Here is a 17,589-nt window from a genome sequence, read left to right on the forward strand (position 1 = left end):
CCCGCCCCCCAGTCTGGGGGCGGCGCGACAGTCGCCCTGGCCCCGCCGCTGGGGCGGCCCCCCGCGCGCCCGCACGCCCGTACGTGCGCCCGTGCCCCGTACGCCGAAGGGGCCGCCAGGATGCTTGACCGGCGCCCGAAGTGGGTATGCCGTCCGGTCGGAACTTTCTGGAGGTGCCTCCGATGAACGACGCCGCGCCGCGGCTGGCCGCTTTAGCCGAGACCCTGCTGGGCGCCCCGCTGCCCGTCCGCATACGTGCCTGGGACGGCAGCGAATCCGGCCCGACCGACGGTCCCGTCCTGGTCCTGAAGCACCGGCGCGCCCTGCGCCGCATCCTGTGGAAGCCGGGCGAGCTGGGGCTGGCGCGCGCCTGGGTGTCCGGGGACCTGACCGTCGAAGGCGACCTGTTCGACCTGCTCGACCGGGTCGGCGGACTGCTCTGGGAGCGCGATCCCGCGCCCGCGAAGCCCGCCGGGAGCACCGGACGCGCCGCCCTGCTGCGCGATCCCGCCGCGCGGGCCGCCGTACGGTCCCTCGTGGGCCTGGCCCGGCCCTGGCCGGCGCCCGCCCCGCCGCCCGAGGAGGCCGTCCGGCACTCCGGACCCCGGCACACCAAGGGCAGCGACCGGCAGGCCATCAGCCACCACTACGACGTGGGCAACGAGTTCTACGAACACGTCCTCGGCCCCTCGATGGTGTACTCCTGCGCCTACTGGACCCCCGGCGGGAGCCTGGAGGACGCCCAGCGCGACAAGCTCGACCTGGTCTGCCGCAAACTCGCCCTGCGCCCCGGCGACCGGCTCCTGGACGTCGGCTGCGGCTGGGGCTCCATGGCCCTGCACGCGGCCCGGGAGTACGGGGTCAAGGTCACCGGGATCACGCTCTCGCGCGAACAGGCCGCCTACGCCCGCAAGCGGGTCGCCGAGGAGGGACTCGCCGACCTGGTCGACATCCGGGTGCAGGACTACCGGGACGTCAAGGACGGCCCGTACGACGCCATTTCCTCCATCGGGATGGCCGAGCACGTCGGCGCCGAGCGCTACCGCACCTACGCCCACACCCTGTACGGGCTGCTGCGGCCCGGCGGCCGACTGCTCAACCACCAGATCGCGCGCCGCCCCGAGCCGGACGAGGAGGCGTACCGCATCGACGAGTTCATAGACGCCTACGTCTTCCCGGACGGCGAGCTGTCCCCGATCGGCACCACCGTCGGCGAGCTGGAGCGGGCCGGCTTCGAGGTCCGCGACGTGGAGGCGCTGCGCGAGCACTACGCGCTCACCCTGCGGGCCTGGGTGGCGCGGCTGGAGGAGCACTGGGAGGAGGCCGTCCGGCTGACCTCGGCCGGCCGGGCCCGCGTCTGGCTGCTGTACATGGCGGCCTCGGCGCTCGGCTTCGAGCACAACCGGCTCGGGGTCAACCAGGTGCTCGCCGTGCGCACGGGGAACCGGGCCGCCTCCGGGATGCCGCTGCGCGCCCGCGAGTGGCCCGCGTAGGCCCGCGGGTGCGAGGGACGGCGAAGGGCCCCGCGACGGGGGAGGTCGCGGGGCCCTTGGCCTTCGTGGGGAGCGGCGCCGGGCGGCACCGCCCGGCTACTCGGTCTTGATCGCGGTCAGCATGTTCAGCCGGGCCGCGCTGCGGGCGGGCCACATGGCCGCCAGGACGCCGACCACACCGGCGAGCAGGAGGAAGATCCCGATCCGGTCGTACGGGATGACCAGGGCGTAGTCCGGGATCGACTTGCTGAAGGTGGTGCCGACGGCCCAGGCGAGGAAGACGCCGACGCCGATGCCGAGGATCGCGCCGAAGAGCGAGATGACCACGGCCTCCAGTCGGATCATGTTCTTGACCCGGCTGCGGTCCAGGCCGATCGCCCGCAGCATGCCGATCTCCTGCTTGCGCTCGAAGACGGACATCGCGAGGGTGTTGACCACGCCGAGCACCGAGATGATCAGGGCCATGCCGAGCAGGCCGTACATGATGTTCAGCGCCATGTTGACCATGCCGCCCATCTCGTTGCGCATGTCCTGCTGGGTGGCGATGCCGATCGCCGGGTTGTTGCCGAGCGCGTCCAGGATGGCCTTCTCGCCGGCCTTGGACTCGCCGCCGGTGTTGACGTACACCTCGGGGATGTACTGGTCCTCGGAGTGCGCGGCGAGGATCTTGTCGTCGAGGACGTAGGGGGAGAGCAGGCCCTCCATGTCCTTGTAGACCGCGCCGACCTTGAGCGAGCCCTTCTGGCCGTCGTCGTACGTGACCTCGAGCGTGGAGCCGACCGAGAGCTTGGCCTTGTCCGCGGTCTTGTCCGCGACGGCGACCTCGCCCTTGCCGAGGCTGCTCAGCGAACCGCTGATGACGTCGATGTTGAGCATGTCGCCGATGGCGGCCGGGTTGACGCCCGAGGCCGAGCGGAACTCCTCGCCGATCTTCAGCGAACCGGCGGTCTGCGGGGAGACCGCCTTGACGCCGGGGGCCTTCGCCAGGGTCTCGGCGACCGACTTGTCGAGGCTGCCGATGCCGCCGTTCATGGAGACCTTGTAGTCGGCCTTGATCTTGTCCGTGCTCATCCGGTCCACGGCCTTGCCCATGGTGATGCCGATGACCGAGAGCGCGGTGACCAGGGTCAGGCCGATGGCCAGCGAGGCGGCCGTGACGGCCGTGCGGCGCGGGTTGCGCAGGGCGTTCTGCGCGGCCAGCTTGCCGGGCACCCCGAAGACCTTCTGCAGCGGCGGTCGCAGGGCCGAGATGACCGGCCGCGACAGCAGCGGCAGCAGCACGATCAGACCGAGGAGCAGGAAGAACGCTCCGCCGCCGATGACCATCCGGCCGTCGCTGCCCATGGACACGCCGAGCATGACCAGGCCGACGCCGATCAGGCCAAGGACGCTGCCGATGATGTTGCGCAGGACGAGGGACTTCGCGGTGGCCGGCAGGTGGGCGCTGCCCATGGCCGCGACCGGGGCGATCCGGCCGGTGCGCCAGGCGGGCACCAGCGCGGCGAGCACGGTGACCAGGACGCCGATGACCAGGGCCGCGACGATCGTGGTCGGGGCGACGACCAGGTCGCCGGCCGGGATCTTGGCGCCGAGCGAGTCCATCAGGGAGCGCATGGCGACCGCGAGGCCGACACCGGTGACGAGGCCGATCGCCGCCGACACGAGGCCGACGACCAGGGCCTCGGCGAGCACCGAGCGCATGACCTGGCCGCGGTTGGCGCCGACGGCGCGCAGCAGGGCCAGTTCCTTGGTGCGCTGGGTGACCAGCATGGTGAAGGTGTTGTAGATCAGGAAGACGCCGACGAAGAGCGAGATGAAGGCGAACATCAGCAGCATGGTGTTCATGCCGCTCATGCCCCGCTCGATCTCCTTGGCCTGGTCCGCGGCGAGCTGGGCGCCGGTCTGGGCCTTGGTGCTGTCGCCGCCCAGCAGCGGCTTGATCTCGGAGAGCAGCTGGTCGGCGGAGGTGCCGGCCTTGGCGCTGACGGAGAGCTCCTGGAAGTAGCCGGGCTTCAGGTACAGCTGCTGCGCGACGGCGGTGTCGAACAGGACCAGGCTGCCGCCCGCGTTGACCGAGCCGTCCTCGGTGGTGAAGACGCCGGTGAGGGCGTACTCCTTGACCGGGCCGTTGGTGGCGACGCGGACCTTGTCGCCGACCTTGTACTTGCCCTTGGCGGCGGTCTCCTTGTCGAGGGCGATCTGGTCGTCCTCGGCCGGGCCGGTGCCGTCGGTGAAGGTGTAGCGGGGGTCCTTGCCGTCCTTGATCGGGGCGAAGTTGGAGCCCTTGTTGGCCCAGCCCTGGCCGATCAGCTTGCCGTTCTCGTCGCCGACCCCGGCGAAGCCGGAGACCCGGCCGCTCACGAGGTCGACGCCCTTGACGGCCTTGACCTTGTCGAGGGTCTGCTGGCTGATGCCGGGCTCGCCCTGCTTCTGGCCGTCGTCGCCGCGGGACTGCCCGTACGAGGTGACGGAGACCGCGACGCCTTCGTAGCTCTTCGCGGACTGGCTGCTGAGGGATTTGCCGAGGGTGTCGGTGAAGACGAGGGTGCCGGAGACGAAGGCGACGCCGAGGACGACGGCGAGCACCGTCATCAGCAGTCTGGCCTTGTGCGCGAGCACGTTGCGCAGGGCGGTACGGAACATGGTGGAGGAGTCCAGTTGGTAAGGGGTCAGCGGGGCGGACGGTCTGCGAGAGCGGGCGTCCCTCAGCTGGTGCGGCCCTTGGCGTCGAAGGCCTTCATGCGGTCGAGCACGCCGTCGGCGCTGGGGCTGAGCATCTCGTCGACGATGCTGCCGTCGGCGAGGAAGATGACGCGGTCCGCGTAGGAGGCGGCGGCCGGGTCGTGGGTGACCATGACGACGGTCTGGCCGAGCTCGCGGACGGAGTTGCGCAGGAAGCCGAGGACCTCGGCGCCGGAGCGCGAGTCCAGGTTTCCGGTGGGCTCGTCGCCGAAGATGATCTCGGGGCGGGAGGCCAGGGCGCGGGCGACGGCCACGCGCTGCTGCTGGCCGCCGGAGAGCTGGGTGGGGCGGTGGCCGAGCCGGTCGGCGAGGCCGACCATGGAGATCACCGCGTCCAGCCACTGCTGGTCGGGCTTGCGGCCCGCGATGTCCATGGGGAGCGTGATGTTCTCCAGGGCCGTCAGCGTCGGCAGCAGGTTGAAGGCCTGGAAGATGAAGCCGATCTTGTCCCGGCGCAGCTGCGTGAGCTGCTTGTCCTTCAGAGTGGAGAGCTCGGTCTCGCCTATCCGCACGGAGCCGGCGGAGAAGGTGTCCAGGCCGGCGACGCAGTGCATCAGCGTGGACTTGCCGGAGCCCGAGGGGCCCATGATCGCGGTGAACTGGCCCTGGGCGAACTCCACGGAGACGTTGTTCAGGGCGACCACCTGGGTCTCGCCCTGCCCGTACACCTTGGAGAGGCCGGTGGCGCGGGCGGCGACGGCCTGGGTGGTGTGGGGGGCGTAGTTCATGGTGGTCACGGGTGCGACTCCTGTCAGGGGCGGGACCTGCGGACCGGGCTCACGGTCCGCGATCGGCGGGACGTTCCCATCCTCGGGGCGCCGCACCCCCCTCCGGATCAGCCGCGGTGCCCGTTCTCGGGCCCACTCGAGTCTGACCGCGGGGGTGCCCGCCTCCTCCTTTGGTATGACGGTCGTCCGGCGCAAGTAGGGGGAGGCAGGAGCGGGGCCCCGCGGGGGCCGGAGCGCAGGGGGGTGGCGCGAGGGGTGGCGCGGGCCATCGAAATCCCGTCAATCCCGTGGCGGCCATGATCGATGCCCGAAAGGGGCCGACCGCGTGTTCTGCCCGCTGACGCCCCATCAAGCGCCAATAAAATCAGACAACATCGACGAGATGCCCAGGTCGGGACACACGCGTTCCGGATAGGCTCGGCACCGCGTTCAAGGCTTTTACCAGGGGGCCGAGACGCCCTGCCCGGATGGTGGAATGCAGACACGGCGAGCTTAAACCTCGCTGGCCTTCGGGTCGTGCCGGTTCAAGTCCGGCTTCGGGCACGACGGAGTTCCGCGCAGACCGGAACGCGTGGGCGGCGGGGGCGCCACGGGCACCCCCGCCGGCCCGCACGACCCGCCCCGTCCCACCGGGAAAGATCCTCCTCCAGCAGTAGGGCGATTCCTTTGCGTTCGCATTACTCTTGACTCCAAGGCCGCGCACGGTGGCCATGGAGGAGTGAGATGAGGAGCAGCAACCCGGTCTTCTCGCGACGGGGATTCAGCCGCGACAACGGTGCTTACGCGGGCTTCGGCACGCAGCAGCAGCCCCAGGCCGGGACCGCGACCAACCCGTACGCGACCAACCCCTACGCGACCGACCCCACCACGGGTATGCCGCAGGCGCCGGTCCGCGGCAACGCGATGACCATCGACGACGTCGTGAGCCGTACGGCCATGACGCTCGGCACGGTCGTCCTGACGGCGGTCATCTCCTGGGTCACGCTTCCCGTGGACCCGGCCCACATCAACAAGTCGTACGGCATCGCCATCGGCGCCGCGATCATCGCCTTCGTCTTCGCGATGATCCAGTCGTTCAAGCGTCAGCCGGTCCCGGCGCTGATCCTGGCCTACGCGGCCTTCGAGGGCGTCTTCCTCGGTGTCATCAGCTCGGCCGTCAGCACCTACATCGGCCCCGGAACGGTCATCCAGGCCGTCATGGGCACGATGTGCGTCTTCGCCGGCGTGCTGATCGCCTACCGGATGCGCTGGATCAACGTGAACCGGCGCTTCGTCGGCTTCGTGACGGCGGCCGCCATCGGCTTCATGCTCCTGATGGTCGTCAACCTGCTGTTCTCCGCCTTCGGCGGCGGCAACGGCCTCGGCTTCCGCAGCGGCGGCCTCGGCATCCTCTTCGGTGTCATCGGCATCATCCTGGGTGCCTGCTTCCTCGCCATCGACTTCAAGCAGGTCGAGGACGGCGTGACCTACGGCGCCCCGCGCGAGGAGTCCTGGCTGGCGGCCTTCGGCCTCACCATGACCCTGGTGTGGATCTACATGGAGATGCTGCGCCTGATCTCCATCCTCAAGGGCGACTAGTACGGGCCGGTGCCCCGGCACCGGCCCACCGCCCGAAGGACGTACGGGGAAGGCCCCGCGAGCACGTGCTCGCGGGGCCTTCCGCATGTCGGGGGTCGGCAGGGATCGGGGGTGTGCGGAGGGACGGTGACGGGGACCGGACGGGGGCAGGGGCTCGCTCAGCCGAACTTGCGGGCGGCCCTGCGCAGGTCGTACTCGTGGATGATCGCCTTGGCCTGGCCGTACGTGAGCTCGTGCGCCCCGCGCAGCCAGCTGACCTTCTCCTCGAACCGGACGAGGGAGGGGCCGTCGTCCACGGTACGGAGCCAGTCGGAGAGTTCACGACCGGTGGTCTGGGGGATTCTGTCGATCATGTTGCGGTGTGTCTGCTCGGAGAACTCTACGGACATGGGCGCCTCCGGAGGTATCGCCGTGCTGTTCTCTTCACGCCACCGTGCCGGAGAGTTCGCCCGTTGGCAATGGTGCCGGACCGGCGCGTAAGGTCGGCCGGGTGCTCGATACCTCACCCCTGACCGCCGTCGTGGAACGTTTCGCCGACCGGCTGCGGGCCGCACCGCAGAGCCGGCTCCAGCAGGGCGCCGCCGAGGTGGCGCTGGACCTGGCCCGGGAGCTCTCCGCGCGGGCGCAGCGACTGGAGGAGGCCGCGGCCGGCTCCGGGGACGGCCCGGGGGCGGCTCCGGCGCGGGAGATGCCGGACGAGGGGATCTTCGTCGTCGGGGACCAGGTGGCCGTGGCCGGGACCGACCTCGCCGAGGCGCTGCGCTCCGCCGGACCCGCGGCGGGCCGGGACGGCGCGGGCCCGGACGGCGCGAAGGCCCCGTCCGAGGTGCTGGACGAGGCCGTTCGACTGGTGGAGCAGGCGGAAGTCAGAGCGCTCCGATGACTCAGAGCGATGCGATGACGCGGTCCGCGAGGATGTAGACGTTGCTGTCCGGGTCCTCGGAGTCCCCGCAGGAGAAGGTCAGGGCGTAGGCGCCGGAGATGCCCGAGCCGCCCAGCAGGACCGGCGCGCTGCCGGAGCGCAGGGCCTCGGCCAGCCGCTCGGCGGTCTCCCGGTGGCCCGGGGTCATGCAGAGCGTGGTGCCGTCCGTGAAGACGTACACGTCGAGGGTGCCCAGCGGGCCGGGGCGGACGTCCGCGAGGGCCGTACGGGCCTCCGCGAGCTCCTCCAGGCGGCTGACCGTGCGCTCGTGGTCGGCGCCCGGATGCGAGGCCTGGACCGGCACGAAATCGGGGTGCGAGGGGTGGCGCCGGCGGGCGGCGGCCAGCTCGGCCGAGTCCTCCGGGTACGCCTGGTACTCGTCCGCGTCGTCGCCCAGCACGGGCTCCAGGCCGACCATGTCCACCTGCCGGGGCAGGAAGACCGGGCTGTCCTCGCCGAGGCCGGACAGGCCGCCCAGCAGCGAGGGGGCGTCCGCGGCGTCACGGGCCTCCTGCGCGGCCCAGAAGGCACGCGCCTCGGCGAGCTCGCGCTCGCGCTCCTCGGCCAGGGCCTCGGCGACGGCGGCTCGTATCTCGGCTGCGGGGGACTCCACGGCGCTGCGGGCGTGCGGGACGGTCACACCACGGGGGTGCGCCGAGACGGCCAGCTCACCGCGCAGGGCGGTGACCTGCTTGCGCAGGCCGTGGACGGCGTGCAGCGCAGCAGCGCCCACGGCCGTGGCAGCGGCCGTGGTCAGCAGTAGGGCAAGAGACATGGCGCTCACTGACTAACTCCTGATTGATTCGATCCCCCGACTTCCTACATCAGCTTGTCCCGACCTGGGAATGGCTTGCAGTGCATTACGTCATGAATTGGACAGGCCTTTCGTCCCGACGCCCCCGCTGGAAACCGGCCTGACCTGCGAAAACAATGATCCCCCAGGACTAAGGTCACATCCTGGGGGACATTTGGTTACAGAATGGCCGCGACAGGGTTAGATTCGCTGTCAGTACGGCGCAAGGGATCAAGTGGATTCCGTACGGCCCTTGGCCTCGGAGCTTGATCCCGAGAGCCGGGCCGGCCCGGCCTCAGCTCAGGCGCTCGATGATCATGGCCATGCCCTGACCGCCGCCGACGCACATGGTTTCGAGACCGAACTGCTTGTCGTGGAACTGCAGGCTGTTGATCAGCGTGCCCGTGATGCGCGCGCCGGTCATCCCGAACGGGTGACCGATGGCGATGGCCCCGCCGTTGACGTTCAGCTTCTCCAGGGGGATCTCGAGGTCCCGGTAGGAGGGGATGACCTGGGCCGCGAAGGCCTCGTTGATCTCGAAGAGGTCGATGTCGCCGACGGTCAGGCCCGCCCGCTTCAGCGCCTGCTTGGAGGCCTCGACCGGGCCCAGGCCCATGATCTCGGGGGAGAGGCCGGTCACGCCGGTCGAGACGATCCGGGCCAGCGGGGTCAGACCCAGCTCACGGGCCTTGGTGTCGCTCATGACGACCAGCGCCGCGGCGCCGTCGTTCAGCGGGCAGCAGTTGCCGGCGGTGACCAGGCCGTCGGGGCGGAAGACCGGCTTGAGGCCCTGCACGGCCTCCAGGGTGACCCCGGCGCGCGGGCCGTCGTCCTGGGAGACGACCGTGCCGTCCGGGGTGGTGACCGGGGTGATCTCGCGGGCCCAGAAGCCGTTCTTGATGGCTTCCTCGGCCAGGTTCTGCGAGCGCACGCCGAACTCGTCCATGTCGGCGCGGGTCACGCCCTTGAGACGGGCCAGGTTCTCGGCGGTCTGCCCCATGCCGATGTACGCGTCGGGGGTCCGGCCGTCCTCGCGCGGGTCGTGCCAGGTGGAGCCGGTGGACTCGGCGACCTCCTTGGTACGGGTCTCGGACTCGGCGAAGAGCGGGTTGTGGGTCCCGGGGATGCCGTCGGAGGAGCCGTTCACGGACCGGGAGACCATCTCGACGCCCGCGGAGATGAAGACGTCGCCCTCGCCCGCCTTGATGGCGTGCAGCGCCATCCGGGAGGTCTGGAGCGAGGAGGCGCAGTAACGGGTGATCGTGGTGGCGGGCAGGTGGTCCATGCCCATCTGCACCGCGACGATGCGGCCGAGGTTGTGGCCCTGCTCGCCGCCCGGGAGGCCGCAGCCCAGCATCAGGTCGTCGATCTCGCGGGGGTCCAGGCCGGGCACCTTGGCGAGGGCGGCCTGGATGACCGTGGCGGTCAGATCGTCCGGGCGGACGTCCTTGAGGGATCCCTTGAAGGCGCGCCCGATCGGCGACCGGGCGGTGGAAACGATGACGGCTTCGGGCATCGGGGCTCCAAGGGAGGTGGTGTCTTACCGGGACCGCATGCGAAGTTACCGCCCCGTACCGTCGAGGTCACTGTCCTTGGGATGTGACTCCGGTCGCTCTGGCCGGCCCGCCAGCGGGTTCCCCGGTCGCTCCGGGCTCCGCGGCCCCGCCCGCGGCCGCCGCCGCGAGCCGCTCGGGGTCCGCGGGCGCCGTGAGGTCCTCGCCCGGCACCCGCCGCCTGCGCCGGTGCTTGAGCAGGGCCCAGGGCCCGCGCGCGCCGGTGACCTCCGTGCCCGCCAGCCCCGCCGCCGCCGAGGCGGCCTTGGCCACCGGGAGCATGTCCTCGTCCCGCGAGACGTCCAGCCGGTCCGACTCGGGCCAGACGCCCAGCGCCGCGCACAGGGTCGGCAGGACGGCCATCGCGGCGGTCGCGTACCCCTCCGCCGACGGGTGGTAGGAGTCCGGGCCGAACATCTCGCGCGGGTTCGCCGCGAACTCGGCCCCCATCAGGTCGCCCATCGAGACGGTACGGGCGCCCAGCGCGAGCACCCCGATCGTCTGGGCGGCCGCCAGCTGGCGCGAGACGCGGCGGGCCAGCCACCGCAGCGGCTGGTAGACCGGCTCGATGGTGCCGAGGTCCGGACAGGTGCCGACCACGACCTCGGAGCCCGCGAGCCGCAGCCGGCGTACGGCCGAGGTCAGCAGCCGCACCGACTGGGTCGGTGGCATCCGGCGGGTCACGTCGTTGGCGCCGATGATGATCACGCAGACGTCGGGGGCCGGCCCGTCACCGTCCAGCAGGAGCCCCACCTGCCGGTCCAGGTCGTCGGACATGGCCCCGGACAGCGCCACGTTGCGCAGCTCCACCGGCCGCTCCGCCACCGCCGCCAGCCCCGAGGCCAGCAGGGCGCCCGGGGTCTGCCTGGCCCGCCGCACGCCCAGCCCGGCGGCCGTGGAATCGCCCAGCATGCCGAACCGCAGCGGGCCCGGGCTCATCTCGGGGCCGCCGAACTCGCTCCCGTACAGACCGTCCGCGCGCGGCGGGTCCGCCAGTCCGGTGCCCACCGTCCGCTTCGCGAACTGCATCTCCGCCACGACCAGCCCCACCGCGGCGGCCCCGACGAGCCCCAGCCCGCCCCCGCCGTACGCCGCGCCCGCCGCGATCCGGCGTGCCGTCCTCGCTCTGGACATCCTTCAAGCCACCTCCTCGCCCTCACGGCCGGTTCCCTGCGCTGTCCTTCGGTCCTGTCGACCTACCTGCCCTGTACTGCCGGTCGGCCAATCCCTTTCCGCATAGTCTGGCCGTGCCTCCCGGAGAACCCGTGGAGTCCCCTCCTTGGAGAACATGGTGCAATTCCACGACTCGATGATCAGCCTCGTCGGCAACACCCCGCTGGTGAAGCTCAACCGTGTGACCGAAGGCCTGCAGGCCACCGTCCTTGCCAAGGTCGAGTACTTCAATCCCGGCGGCTCGGTGAAGGACCGCATCGCGGTCCGGATGATCGAGGCCGCCGAAGAGAGCGGAGCACTCAAGCCCGGCGGCACCATCGTGGAGCCCACGAGCGGCAACACGGGTGTAGGACTCGCCATCGTGGCCCAGCAGAAGGGCTACAAGTGCATCTTCGTCTGTCCCGACAAGGTCTCCGCTGACAAGATCAACGTCATGCGCGCGTACGGCGCCGAGGTCGTGGTCTGCCCGACCGCCGTCGACCCCGAGCACCCGGACTCGTACTACAACGTGTCCGACCGCCTCGTGCGCGAGACTCCGGGCGCCTGGAAGCCCGACCAGTACAGCAACCCGAACAACTCCCGCTCGCACTACGAGACCACCGGTCCCGAGCTCTGGGAGCAGACGGAGGGGAAGATCACCCACTTCGTCGCCGGCGTCGGCACGGGCGGCACGATCTCCGGCACCGGGCGCTACCTCAAGGAGGCGTCGGACGGCCGGGTGAAGGTCATCGGCGCCGACCCCGAGGGCTCGGTGTACTCCGGCGGCTCCGGCCGTCCGTACCTCGTCGAGGGCGTCGGCGAGGACTTCTGGCCGACCGCCTACGACCCCAACGTGACGGACGAGATCATCGCGGTGTCCGACAAGGACTCCTTCCAGATGACGCGCCGCCTCGCGAAGGAGGAGGGCCTGCTCGTCGGCGGCTCCTGCGGCATGGCGGTCGTCGCCGCGCTGCGTGCGGCCGAGGGCCTCGGCCCGGACGACGTGGTCGTCGTCCTGCTCCCGGACAGCGGGCGCGGCTACATCAGCAAGATCTTCAACGACGAGTGGATGGCCGGACACGGCTTCCTGGAGGACGCGGGCCCCTCGGCCCGCATCCGTGACGTGCTCGCGGACAAGGCGGGCGGCATCCCCTCCCTCGTCCACATGCACCCCGAGGAGACCGTCGGCGAGGCCATCGAGGTACTGCGCGAGTACGGCGTCTCGCAGATGCCGATCGTCAAGCCGGGCGCGGGCCACCCCGACGTGATGGCCGCCGAGGTCATCGGCTCGGTGGTCGAGAAGGAGCTGCTGGCGGCGCTGTTCGCCCAGCGCGCCTCCCTCGGCGACCCGCTGGAGAAGCACATGAGCGCGCCGCTGCCGCAGGTCGGCTCCGGCGAGCCGGTGTCCGAGCTGATGGCGGTGCTCGGCGAGGCCGACGCGGCGATCGTGCTGGTCGAGGGCAAGCCGACCGGTGTGGTGAGCCGTCAGGACCTGCTGGCGTTCCTGGCGAAGGGCGCCAAGTAGCCCAAGTGGCGGGTACCGGCCCGCGCGTGGGTGACGCGCAATCGGTACGGGCCCGTCACGTGGCGGCAGCACCGGCTTAACACGGCTCCGGCACAGTGGTGGTTGTCGGCAGGGAAGCCCGGGAAACCGGGGGGACCGGCCGGCGCCACGAACGGTGTCGGCGCAACTCCGGAGCGGCTCCCGGACCGCGCGGACGCCACGGACGCGCGGACGGCCCTGACCCGGCCCGTGTCCTGCGCGGGAACCGCCGTCGTCCCGCCCCCGGGCAACCGGGGTGCGGCGGTTCCCGCGCCAAAGCTCCGCTGCTCCCTTCGGGGACGGCCAGAGAATCCCCCCGGACCCGGTCCGGGGGGATTCCGTGTTTCGGGGCCGGCGTTTTCCGGGGTCGGGGGGCCCGGCGGCGAGGGGCCCGGGGTTCCGGTCAGTCCAGCGTGTCCGCTCCGCGGCGCAGGCGCAGGGATTTCGAGGCGTGGACGAAGTTGACGCCCAGGATGCCGAGCCAGACCACGATCAGGCCGCTCAGGTGGGCCTGGGCGGCCCCGATCGCGGAGAGCGGGATCGCCAGCACCAGGGTGATGATCGCGAAGCCGAAGCGTTCCCCGAAGTTCCCGTCGGGAGTGGTCCGCTCCGTGCCGCGGAACTCGCCGCGGGCCGCCGACAGCCGTTCCTCGGCCAGGCGGCGGCGCACCTGCGTGTCGACCTTCTCGACGAACGAGTCCACCAGCGCGGCCTCGTACTCCGGCCCCAGCTCCCGCCGGGCGTCGAGCGTGGCGCCGAGTTCCTTCTTCAGCTCATGCGACTCCATGCGCCAACCCTAGGAACCCCCGACGGCGACGGCACTGGGGCTAGCCCCCGTATCGCGCCTCACGAGGGTGCGGACGGGCCGGACGAGGACGAGCGCGAGGGCGCAGCCCAGGCCGATCAGGGCGCCGGCCAGCAGGAGGGGGCGGACGCCGAAGAGGTCGCTGGCGGGGCCCGAGAGGACCTGGCCGAAGGGGATGGCGAGGATCGAGCCGCCGACCTCGTACGCGGTCACCCGGTTGAGCCGGTCCTGCGGTATCTGCGTCTGCACCGTCGTGGACCACTGGACGCCCCAGAACGCCCAGCCCACGCCGCTGACCGCGTAGCCGAGCATGAGCAGCGGCAGGGGCGGGACCAGGGCCGCCGCCAGCGGCATCATCGGGAACAGGCACATCGCGAAGCCGCCGCCGAGCAGGGGGCGGACCGGGCGGAGCCGGATCGCGACGAGGCCGCCGAGGACGCAGCCGGCCCCGAAGGCGCCCTCCGCGTACCCGAAGGCCGCCTTGCCGTGCTCGGCGATGACCGAGGCGGCGCCGAGCGGGGTGAGCGGGCCCCAGACGAAGACCCCGAGCACCCACCAGATCAGGATGACCGTCCACAGCCAGGACCGGGAGCGGAACTCCTGCCAGCCCTCCCGCAGGTTCTCCAGCGTCGACTCCGAGCGGGCGGCCTTGAACCGGGGCAGGCGCAGCGCCAGCAGGCAGATCCCGCTGACCGCGAAGGTGGCGGCGTCGATCACGAACACCCAGGCCGTCGAGGTGGTGGCGACGAGCACGCCGGCGAGCGCCGGCCCGGCCATCGTGGACATCCCCTCGCTCACCCGCAGCACCCCGTTGGCCTGGGTGGGATCGGCGGAGACCTGCGGCACGAGGCTGGAGGTGCCCGGCTGGAACATCGCCGTCGCGATGCCGCCGAGCACCGATCCGCCGATGACGAACCACAGCGTCGGGTGGCCGAGCCAGAGGTAGACGGCGAAGGAGCCCTGGGCCGCGCACCGGACGGCGTCCGCGCCGATCATCTGGGGCAGGGGGTGGAAGCGGTCCGCGAACACCCCGCCGAAGACGACGAAGAGGGCGAAGGACCCCATCCAGGCGCCGAGGGCGTACCCGATGCCGCCGACCCCGTAGCCGAGCGAGATCATGGCCACGGCCATGGCCACCGGCATCATCGTGTCGCCCAGCATCGAAACGACGCGGGCGGTGAAGAAGAGGCCGAAGTTCCTGGTCCACAGGCGGGTGGCGGGGGCGGGCGGGGCGGAGACGGACGACGACACCATGGTCAGCCAATTCGCTTGGATTCGGAGGGGCGTTGACCGGATGGATCGCGGCGGCCGGCATCTGAGGATCATGGGCGGGGATCCGGCCGGTCAAGTGAATTGGCCGGGGGTCCGCGGGGGCTCCGGGAGGTCTCGGACCGCGGGCGCGGGTTGCCGTCCTGCATAACCGCATGCAGAGTGCTCCGTGACTGAATATCTCACCGGTCACGGACGGGACGGAGGGGAACGGGATGAGTGAAAGCCCTGCGGCACGGCTGCAGAAACTGTTCGAAGGACACCGGCTGACGCCGACCCAGCGGCGCATCGCGCACTGCATGGTGCGCGGGGCGGCGGAGGTGCCGTTCCTGTCGAGCGTGGAGCTCGCCGAGCTGGCCGGGGTGAGCCAGCCGTCGGTGACCCGGTTCGCGGTCGCGCTGGGCTTCGACGGCTATCCGGCGCTGCGCCGGCACCTGCGGGAAGTGGCCCCCGCCGCCCGGGCCGGGGCCGCGGACGAGGACGCGTACAACGAGTACCAGCAGGCCGTCCAGGGCGAGATCGAGAACCTGCGGCAGCTGTCGGCGATGCTCGCCGACCCCGCGCCGGTGCAGGAGGCGGGCCGGCTGCTGGCCGCCTCGCGTCCGCTGCCCGTACTGGGACTGCGCGCGGCCTCCTCGCAGGCGCGCGGGTTCGCGTACTTCGCGGCGAAGGTCCACCCCGACGTGCGGCTCCTCGACGAGGGCGGCTCCATGCTCGCCGACCGGATCGACGCGGCGGCGGGCGCCGGGGCCTCGGCCCTGCTGTGCTTCGCGCTGCCCCGCCACCCGAAGGAGGTCGCGGAGGCCCTGGACCACGGGCGGGCGGCCGGGCTGACCGTGGTGACGGTCGCGGACTCGGCGTTCGCGCCGGTGGCCCGCCACTCGGACCTGCTGATCCCGGCTCCGGTCGGCACCGGCCTGGCCTTCGACACGGCGTGCGCGCCGATGCTCCTGGGGCGGGTCCTGCTGGAGGCGATGGCGGACGAGCTCCCGGACGCGCAGGCCCGCCTGGAAGCCTTCGACACGAGGGCCGCGGCGCGGGGCCTGTTCGTGGAGTAGTACCGGGAGCCCCCGGGCGGCCTAGCGGTAGTTGAGCTCGGCCAGCTCGGTGGCCAGGCGCCGCTGCAGTGCCGGGACGCGGGCGAGGAGCGGGAGCAGGGCGTTGCGCGCGGCGCGCAGGGCGGGATTGCGCAGGGTGGCGATACGGGTCATCCGGTCGGTCAGCGCCACCACCCGCAGGGCGACGGGCCGGCGGGTGGCCTCGTACGCGTCGAGGGCGTCGTCCGTGCCCGAATCGAGTGCCGCGGCGAGGGCGCGGCCCAGGGCGTGGCCGTCCTGGATGCCGGTGTTCATGCCCTGGCCGCCGGCCGGGCTGTGCACGTGCGCGGCGTCGCCCGCGAGCAGCAGCCGGCCCGCGCGGTAGCGGTCCGCGACCCGGTGGTGGACCCGGAACCGGGAGGACCAGACGACGGCGGTGACGGAGGCCTGGCCGGGGGCGTGGGCGTCCAGCAGGGCCTGGACGAAGGCGAGGTCCGGCGCGGCGGGGGCCTCGGCGACGGTGGCGACGACGCGGTAGCGCCCGCCGGGGAGCGGGGCGATCACGACGAGGCCGTCCGCGCCGAAGGTGAGGGAGACCTCCTGGGGCCCGGGGGCCCAGTCCATCGCCACGTCGGCGAGGACGAAGGACTCCTCGTAGGAGCTGCCGCCGAAGCCGATTCCGGCCACCTCGCGGACCGTGCTGTGCATGCCGTCGGCTCCGACGGCATAGGCGGCACGGAGGGTCTCGCCGGTGGCGGTGGTGAGCACGACGCCGGCCGAGTCCGTGTCCTGGGTGACGGAGGTGACCTCGTACGGGCGGTGCACGTCGCCGCCGAGGGCGCGCAGGCGGTCGAGGAGCACGGCCTCGGTCTGGTCCTGCGGAACCATCAGGGCGTACGAGTGGGCCGTGGGCAGGCCGTCGAAGGCGATGGTGGCGAGGGGGCGGACCCCGTCGCGGACCCGGAAGCGCGTGACGGTCGTGCCGCGGCGGATCAGCTCGGCGCCGGCCGCGGGGTCGAGCTCGTCGAGGACCTCCAGGGTCCGGGCGTGCACGACGGCGGCCCGGGAGGTGTTGGCGCCCTCGGCCTGCCGGTCCAGCAGCACGAAGTCGACGCCGGCCTTGGCGAGGGTCAGGGCGAGGGCGAGGCCGGTGGGGCCGGCTCCGACGATGGCGACGTGGGTGGTGGCGGGGAGTGACATGAGCGTTCTCCTCCAGAGGGCCTGGATGCCAACGAGTGTTGGCCAACGGCTGTTGACGTAAGTGTGCGACGGCCGCGATGGCATGTCAACGATTGTTGGCCTACAGTTGTTGGCATGATGCGAGACGCAGATGGGGACACGGCCGGGGATACGGCCGGGGACGGCAGGGGCGCGCAGACCAGGGCCGCGATCCTGCGGGCGGCGCGGGACCGGTTCGCCGCGCAGGGGTACGAGCGGACGACGATCCGCGGCGTCGCGGCGGACGCGGGCATCGACCCGTCGATGGTGATGCGGTACTTCGGCAACAAGGAGGGGCTCTTCGACGCGGCCCTCGCCGTGGACCTGCGGCTGCCGGATCTGACGGCGGTCCCGGAGGGGGAGCTGGCGGGGGTGCTCGTACGGCACTTCGTGGAGCGGTGGGAGGGCGATCCGGCGGATGACGCGCTGCTGGTGCTGTTGCGCTCCGCGGTGACGAACGAGGCGGCGGCGGGGCGGATGCGGGAGGTCTTCGCAACCCAGGTCGCTCCCGCGCTGGCGGCCGCCCTCGGCCCCGAGCGGGCCGCCCGCGCGGCGGGCCTGATCTCCGCGCAGCTCCTGGGCCTGGCCCTGACCCGCCACCTCCTGCGCCTGCCCGCGGTGACGTCTTTGACGCCGGGCGAGGTGGTCGATGGCCTCACGCCGGCCCTGACCGCCATCCTGGCGTCCGTCTGAGTCCAAGCGCACCGCCGCTGCACGGGGGCCAGCCCCCGGACCCCCGGGGGGGCCACCCCCGCC

Annotated in this window: 15 protein-coding genes and 1 tRNA gene; 7 read left to right on the forward strand and 9 right to left on the reverse strand. The window is 72.0% G+C overall.

Annotated elements, in window-relative coordinates; all coding sequences use genetic code 11:
• Positions 1–182 precede the first annotated feature (182 nt).
• Complete coding sequence (locus tag ACWGDE_RS22560; protein ID WP_453390799.1) at positions 183–1,493, forward strand: class I SAM-dependent methyltransferase; 1,311 nt, start codon at positions 183–185, stop codon at positions 1,491–1,493.
• A gap of 96 nt (positions 1,494–1,589) precedes the next feature.
• On the opposite strand, the gene ACWGDE_RS22565 is transcribed toward ACWGDE_RS22560, so the two are convergent.
• Positions 1,590–4,136: an ABC transporter permease gene (locus tag ACWGDE_RS22565; RefSeq protein ID WP_453390800.1), complete on the reverse strand. Its 2,547-nt coding sequence runs from the start codon at positions 4,134–4,136 to the stop codon at positions 1,590–1,592.
• A gap of 62 nt (positions 4,137–4,198) precedes the next feature.
• On the reverse strand, positions 4,199–4,963 hold the full coding sequence (locus ACWGDE_RS22570; protein WP_453390812.1) for an ABC transporter ATP-binding protein: 765 nt from the start codon (positions 4,961–4,963) through the stop codon (positions 4,199–4,201).
• 461 nt (positions 4,964–5,424) lie between these two features.
• On the opposite strand from ACWGDE_RS22570, the gene ACWGDE_RS22575 reads away from it, so the two are divergent.
• Both ACWGDE_RS22575 and ACWGDE_RS22580 read left to right on the forward strand, forming a co-directional pair.
• A tRNA-Leu gene (locus ACWGDE_RS22575) sits at positions 5,425–5,506 on the forward strand.
• A 180-nt stretch (positions 5,507–5,686) separates the two neighbouring features.
• Entirely contained in the window at positions 5,687–6,541 is an 855-nt protein-coding gene (locus ACWGDE_RS22580) for a Bax inhibitor-1/YccA family protein (RefSeq protein ID WP_453390801.1), read from the forward strand.
• A gap of 158 nt (positions 6,542–6,699) precedes the next feature.
• On the opposite strand, the gene ACWGDE_RS22585 is transcribed toward ACWGDE_RS22580, so the two are convergent.
• Positions 6,700–6,930, reverse strand: coding sequence for a DUF4287 domain-containing protein (locus ACWGDE_RS22585; RefSeq protein ID WP_453390802.1), 231 nt, complete (start codon positions 6,928–6,930; stop codon positions 6,700–6,702).
• Between the two features lie 101 nt (positions 6,931–7,031).
• Between ACWGDE_RS22585 and ACWGDE_RS22590 the strand changes: the two genes are divergently transcribed.
• Positions 7,032–7,424, forward strand: coding sequence for a hypothetical protein (locus tag ACWGDE_RS22590; protein ID WP_453390803.1), 393 nt, complete (start codon positions 7,032–7,034; stop codon positions 7,422–7,424).
• Position 7,425: 1 nt separating this feature from the next.
• Here ACWGDE_RS22590 and ACWGDE_RS22595 read toward each other — a convergent pair whose 3' ends face one another.
• From ACWGDE_RS22595 to ACWGDE_RS22605, 3 genes are all read right to left on the reverse strand, one after another.
• Positions 7,426–8,238, reverse strand: a complete 813-nt coding sequence (locus tag ACWGDE_RS22595; protein WP_453390804.1) for a hypothetical protein — start codon at positions 8,236–8,238, stop codon at positions 7,426–7,428.
• 313 nt (positions 8,239–8,551) lie between these two features.
• Positions 8,552–9,772: an acetyl-CoA C-acetyltransferase gene (locus ACWGDE_RS22600; protein ID WP_453390805.1), complete on the reverse strand. Its 1,221-nt coding sequence runs from the start codon at positions 9,770–9,772 to the stop codon at positions 8,552–8,554.
• A 67-nt stretch (positions 9,773–9,839) separates the two neighbouring features.
• Positions 9,840–10,943, reverse strand: a complete 1,104-nt coding sequence (locus tag ACWGDE_RS22605) for an SGNH/GDSL hydrolase family protein (protein WP_453390806.1) — start codon at positions 10,941–10,943, stop codon at positions 9,840–9,842.
• A gap of 157 nt (positions 10,944–11,100) precedes the next feature.
• Between ACWGDE_RS22605 and ACWGDE_RS22610 the strand changes: the two genes are divergently transcribed.
• Positions 11,101–12,486, forward strand: a complete 1,386-nt coding sequence (locus tag ACWGDE_RS22610) for a cystathionine beta-synthase (RefSeq protein ID WP_453390813.1) — start codon at positions 11,101–11,103, stop codon at positions 12,484–12,486.
• Positions 12,487–12,907: 421 nt separating this feature from the next.
• Here the strand turns inward: ACWGDE_RS22610 and ACWGDE_RS22615 are convergent, their stop codons facing one another.
• Positions 12,908–13,291 carry a hypothetical protein gene (locus tag ACWGDE_RS22615; RefSeq protein WP_453390807.1) on the reverse strand — a complete coding sequence of 128 codons (384 nt, stop codon included), beginning with the start codon at positions 13,289–13,291 and terminating at the stop codon, positions 12,908–12,910.
• Positions 13,292–13,300: 9 nt separating this feature from the next.
• Complete coding sequence (locus tag ACWGDE_RS22620) at positions 13,301–14,563, reverse strand: MFS transporter (protein WP_453390808.1); 1,263 nt, start codon at positions 14,561–14,563, stop codon at positions 13,301–13,303.
• A 230-nt stretch (positions 14,564–14,793) separates the two neighbouring features.
• Here ACWGDE_RS22620 and ACWGDE_RS22625 point away from each other — a divergent pair, with 230 nt between their 5' ends.
• On the forward strand, positions 14,794–15,636 hold the full coding sequence (locus ACWGDE_RS22625; protein WP_453390809.1) for a MurR/RpiR family transcriptional regulator: 843 nt from the start codon (positions 14,794–14,796) through the stop codon (positions 15,634–15,636).
• 21 nt (positions 15,637–15,657) lie between these two features.
• On the opposite strand, the gene ACWGDE_RS22630 is transcribed toward ACWGDE_RS22625, so the two are convergent.
• Positions 15,658–16,815 (reverse strand): FAD-dependent oxidoreductase, encoded by a 1,158-nt coding sequence (locus ACWGDE_RS22630; RefSeq protein WP_453390810.1) that lies wholly within the window; start codon positions 16,813–16,815, stop codon positions 15,658–15,660.
• A gap of 114 nt (positions 16,816–16,929) precedes the next feature.
• Between ACWGDE_RS22630 and ACWGDE_RS22635 the strand changes: the two genes are divergently transcribed.
• A complete protein-coding gene (locus tag ACWGDE_RS22635; RefSeq protein ID WP_453390811.1) occupies positions 16,930–17,526 on the forward strand; it encodes a TetR/AcrR family transcriptional regulator in 597 nt (198 codons plus the stop codon).
• Positions 17,527–17,589: the final 63 nt, after the last annotated feature.

Source organism: Streptomyces sp. NPDC054956 (assembly GCF_053609185.1).

What these genes read in the sequence shown, in the direction of transcription:
- ACWGDE_RS22560 (WP_453390799.1), top strand. Translation starts at nt 183, where the DNA reads ATGAACGACGCCGCGCCGCGGCTGGCCGCTTTAGCCGAGACCCTGCTG.
- ACWGDE_RS22565 (WP_453390800.1), bottom strand. Translation starts at nt 4,136, where the DNA reads ATGTTCCGTACCGCCCTGCGCAACGTGCTCGCGCACAAGGCCAGACTG.
- ACWGDE_RS22570 (WP_453390812.1), bottom strand. Translation starts at nt 4,963, where the DNA reads ATGAACTACGCCCCCCACACCACCCAGGCCGTCGCCGCCCGCGCCACC.
- ACWGDE_RS22580 (WP_453390801.1), top strand. Translation starts at nt 5,687, where the DNA reads ATGAGGAGCAGCAACCCGGTCTTCTCGCGACGGGGATTCAGCCGCGAC.
- ACWGDE_RS22585 (WP_453390802.1), bottom strand. Translation starts at nt 6,930, where the DNA reads ATGTCCGTAGAGTTCTCCGAGCAGACACACCGCAACATGATCGACAGA.
- ACWGDE_RS22595 (WP_453390804.1), bottom strand. Translation starts at nt 8,238, where the DNA reads ATGTCTCTTGCCCTACTGCTGACCACGGCCGCTGCCACGGCCGTGGGC.
- ACWGDE_RS22600 (WP_453390805.1), bottom strand. Translation starts at nt 9,772, where the DNA reads ATGCCCGAAGCCGTCATCGTTTCCACCGCCCGGTCGCCGATCGGGCGC.
- ACWGDE_RS22605 (WP_453390806.1), bottom strand. Translation starts at nt 10,943, where the DNA reads ATGTCCAGAGCGAGGACGGCACGCCGGATCGCGGCGGGCGCGGCGTAC.
- ACWGDE_RS22615 (WP_453390807.1), bottom strand. Translation starts at nt 13,291, where the DNA reads ATGGAGTCGCATGAGCTGAAGAAGGAACTCGGCGCCACGCTCGACGCC.
- ACWGDE_RS22620 (WP_453390808.1), bottom strand. Translation starts at nt 14,563, where the DNA reads ATGGTGTCGTCGTCCGTCTCCGCCCCGCCCGCCCCCGCCACCCGCCTG.
- ACWGDE_RS22625 (WP_453390809.1), top strand. Translation starts at nt 14,794, where the DNA reads ATGAGTGAAAGCCCTGCGGCACGGCTGCAGAAACTGTTCGAAGGACAC.
- ACWGDE_RS22630 (WP_453390810.1), bottom strand. Translation starts at nt 16,815, where the DNA reads ATGTCACTCCCCGCCACCACCCACGTCGCCATCGTCGGAGCCGGCCCC.
- ACWGDE_RS22635 (WP_453390811.1), top strand. Translation starts at nt 16,930, where the DNA reads ATGATGCGAGACGCAGATGGGGACACGGCCGGGGATACGGCCGGGGAC.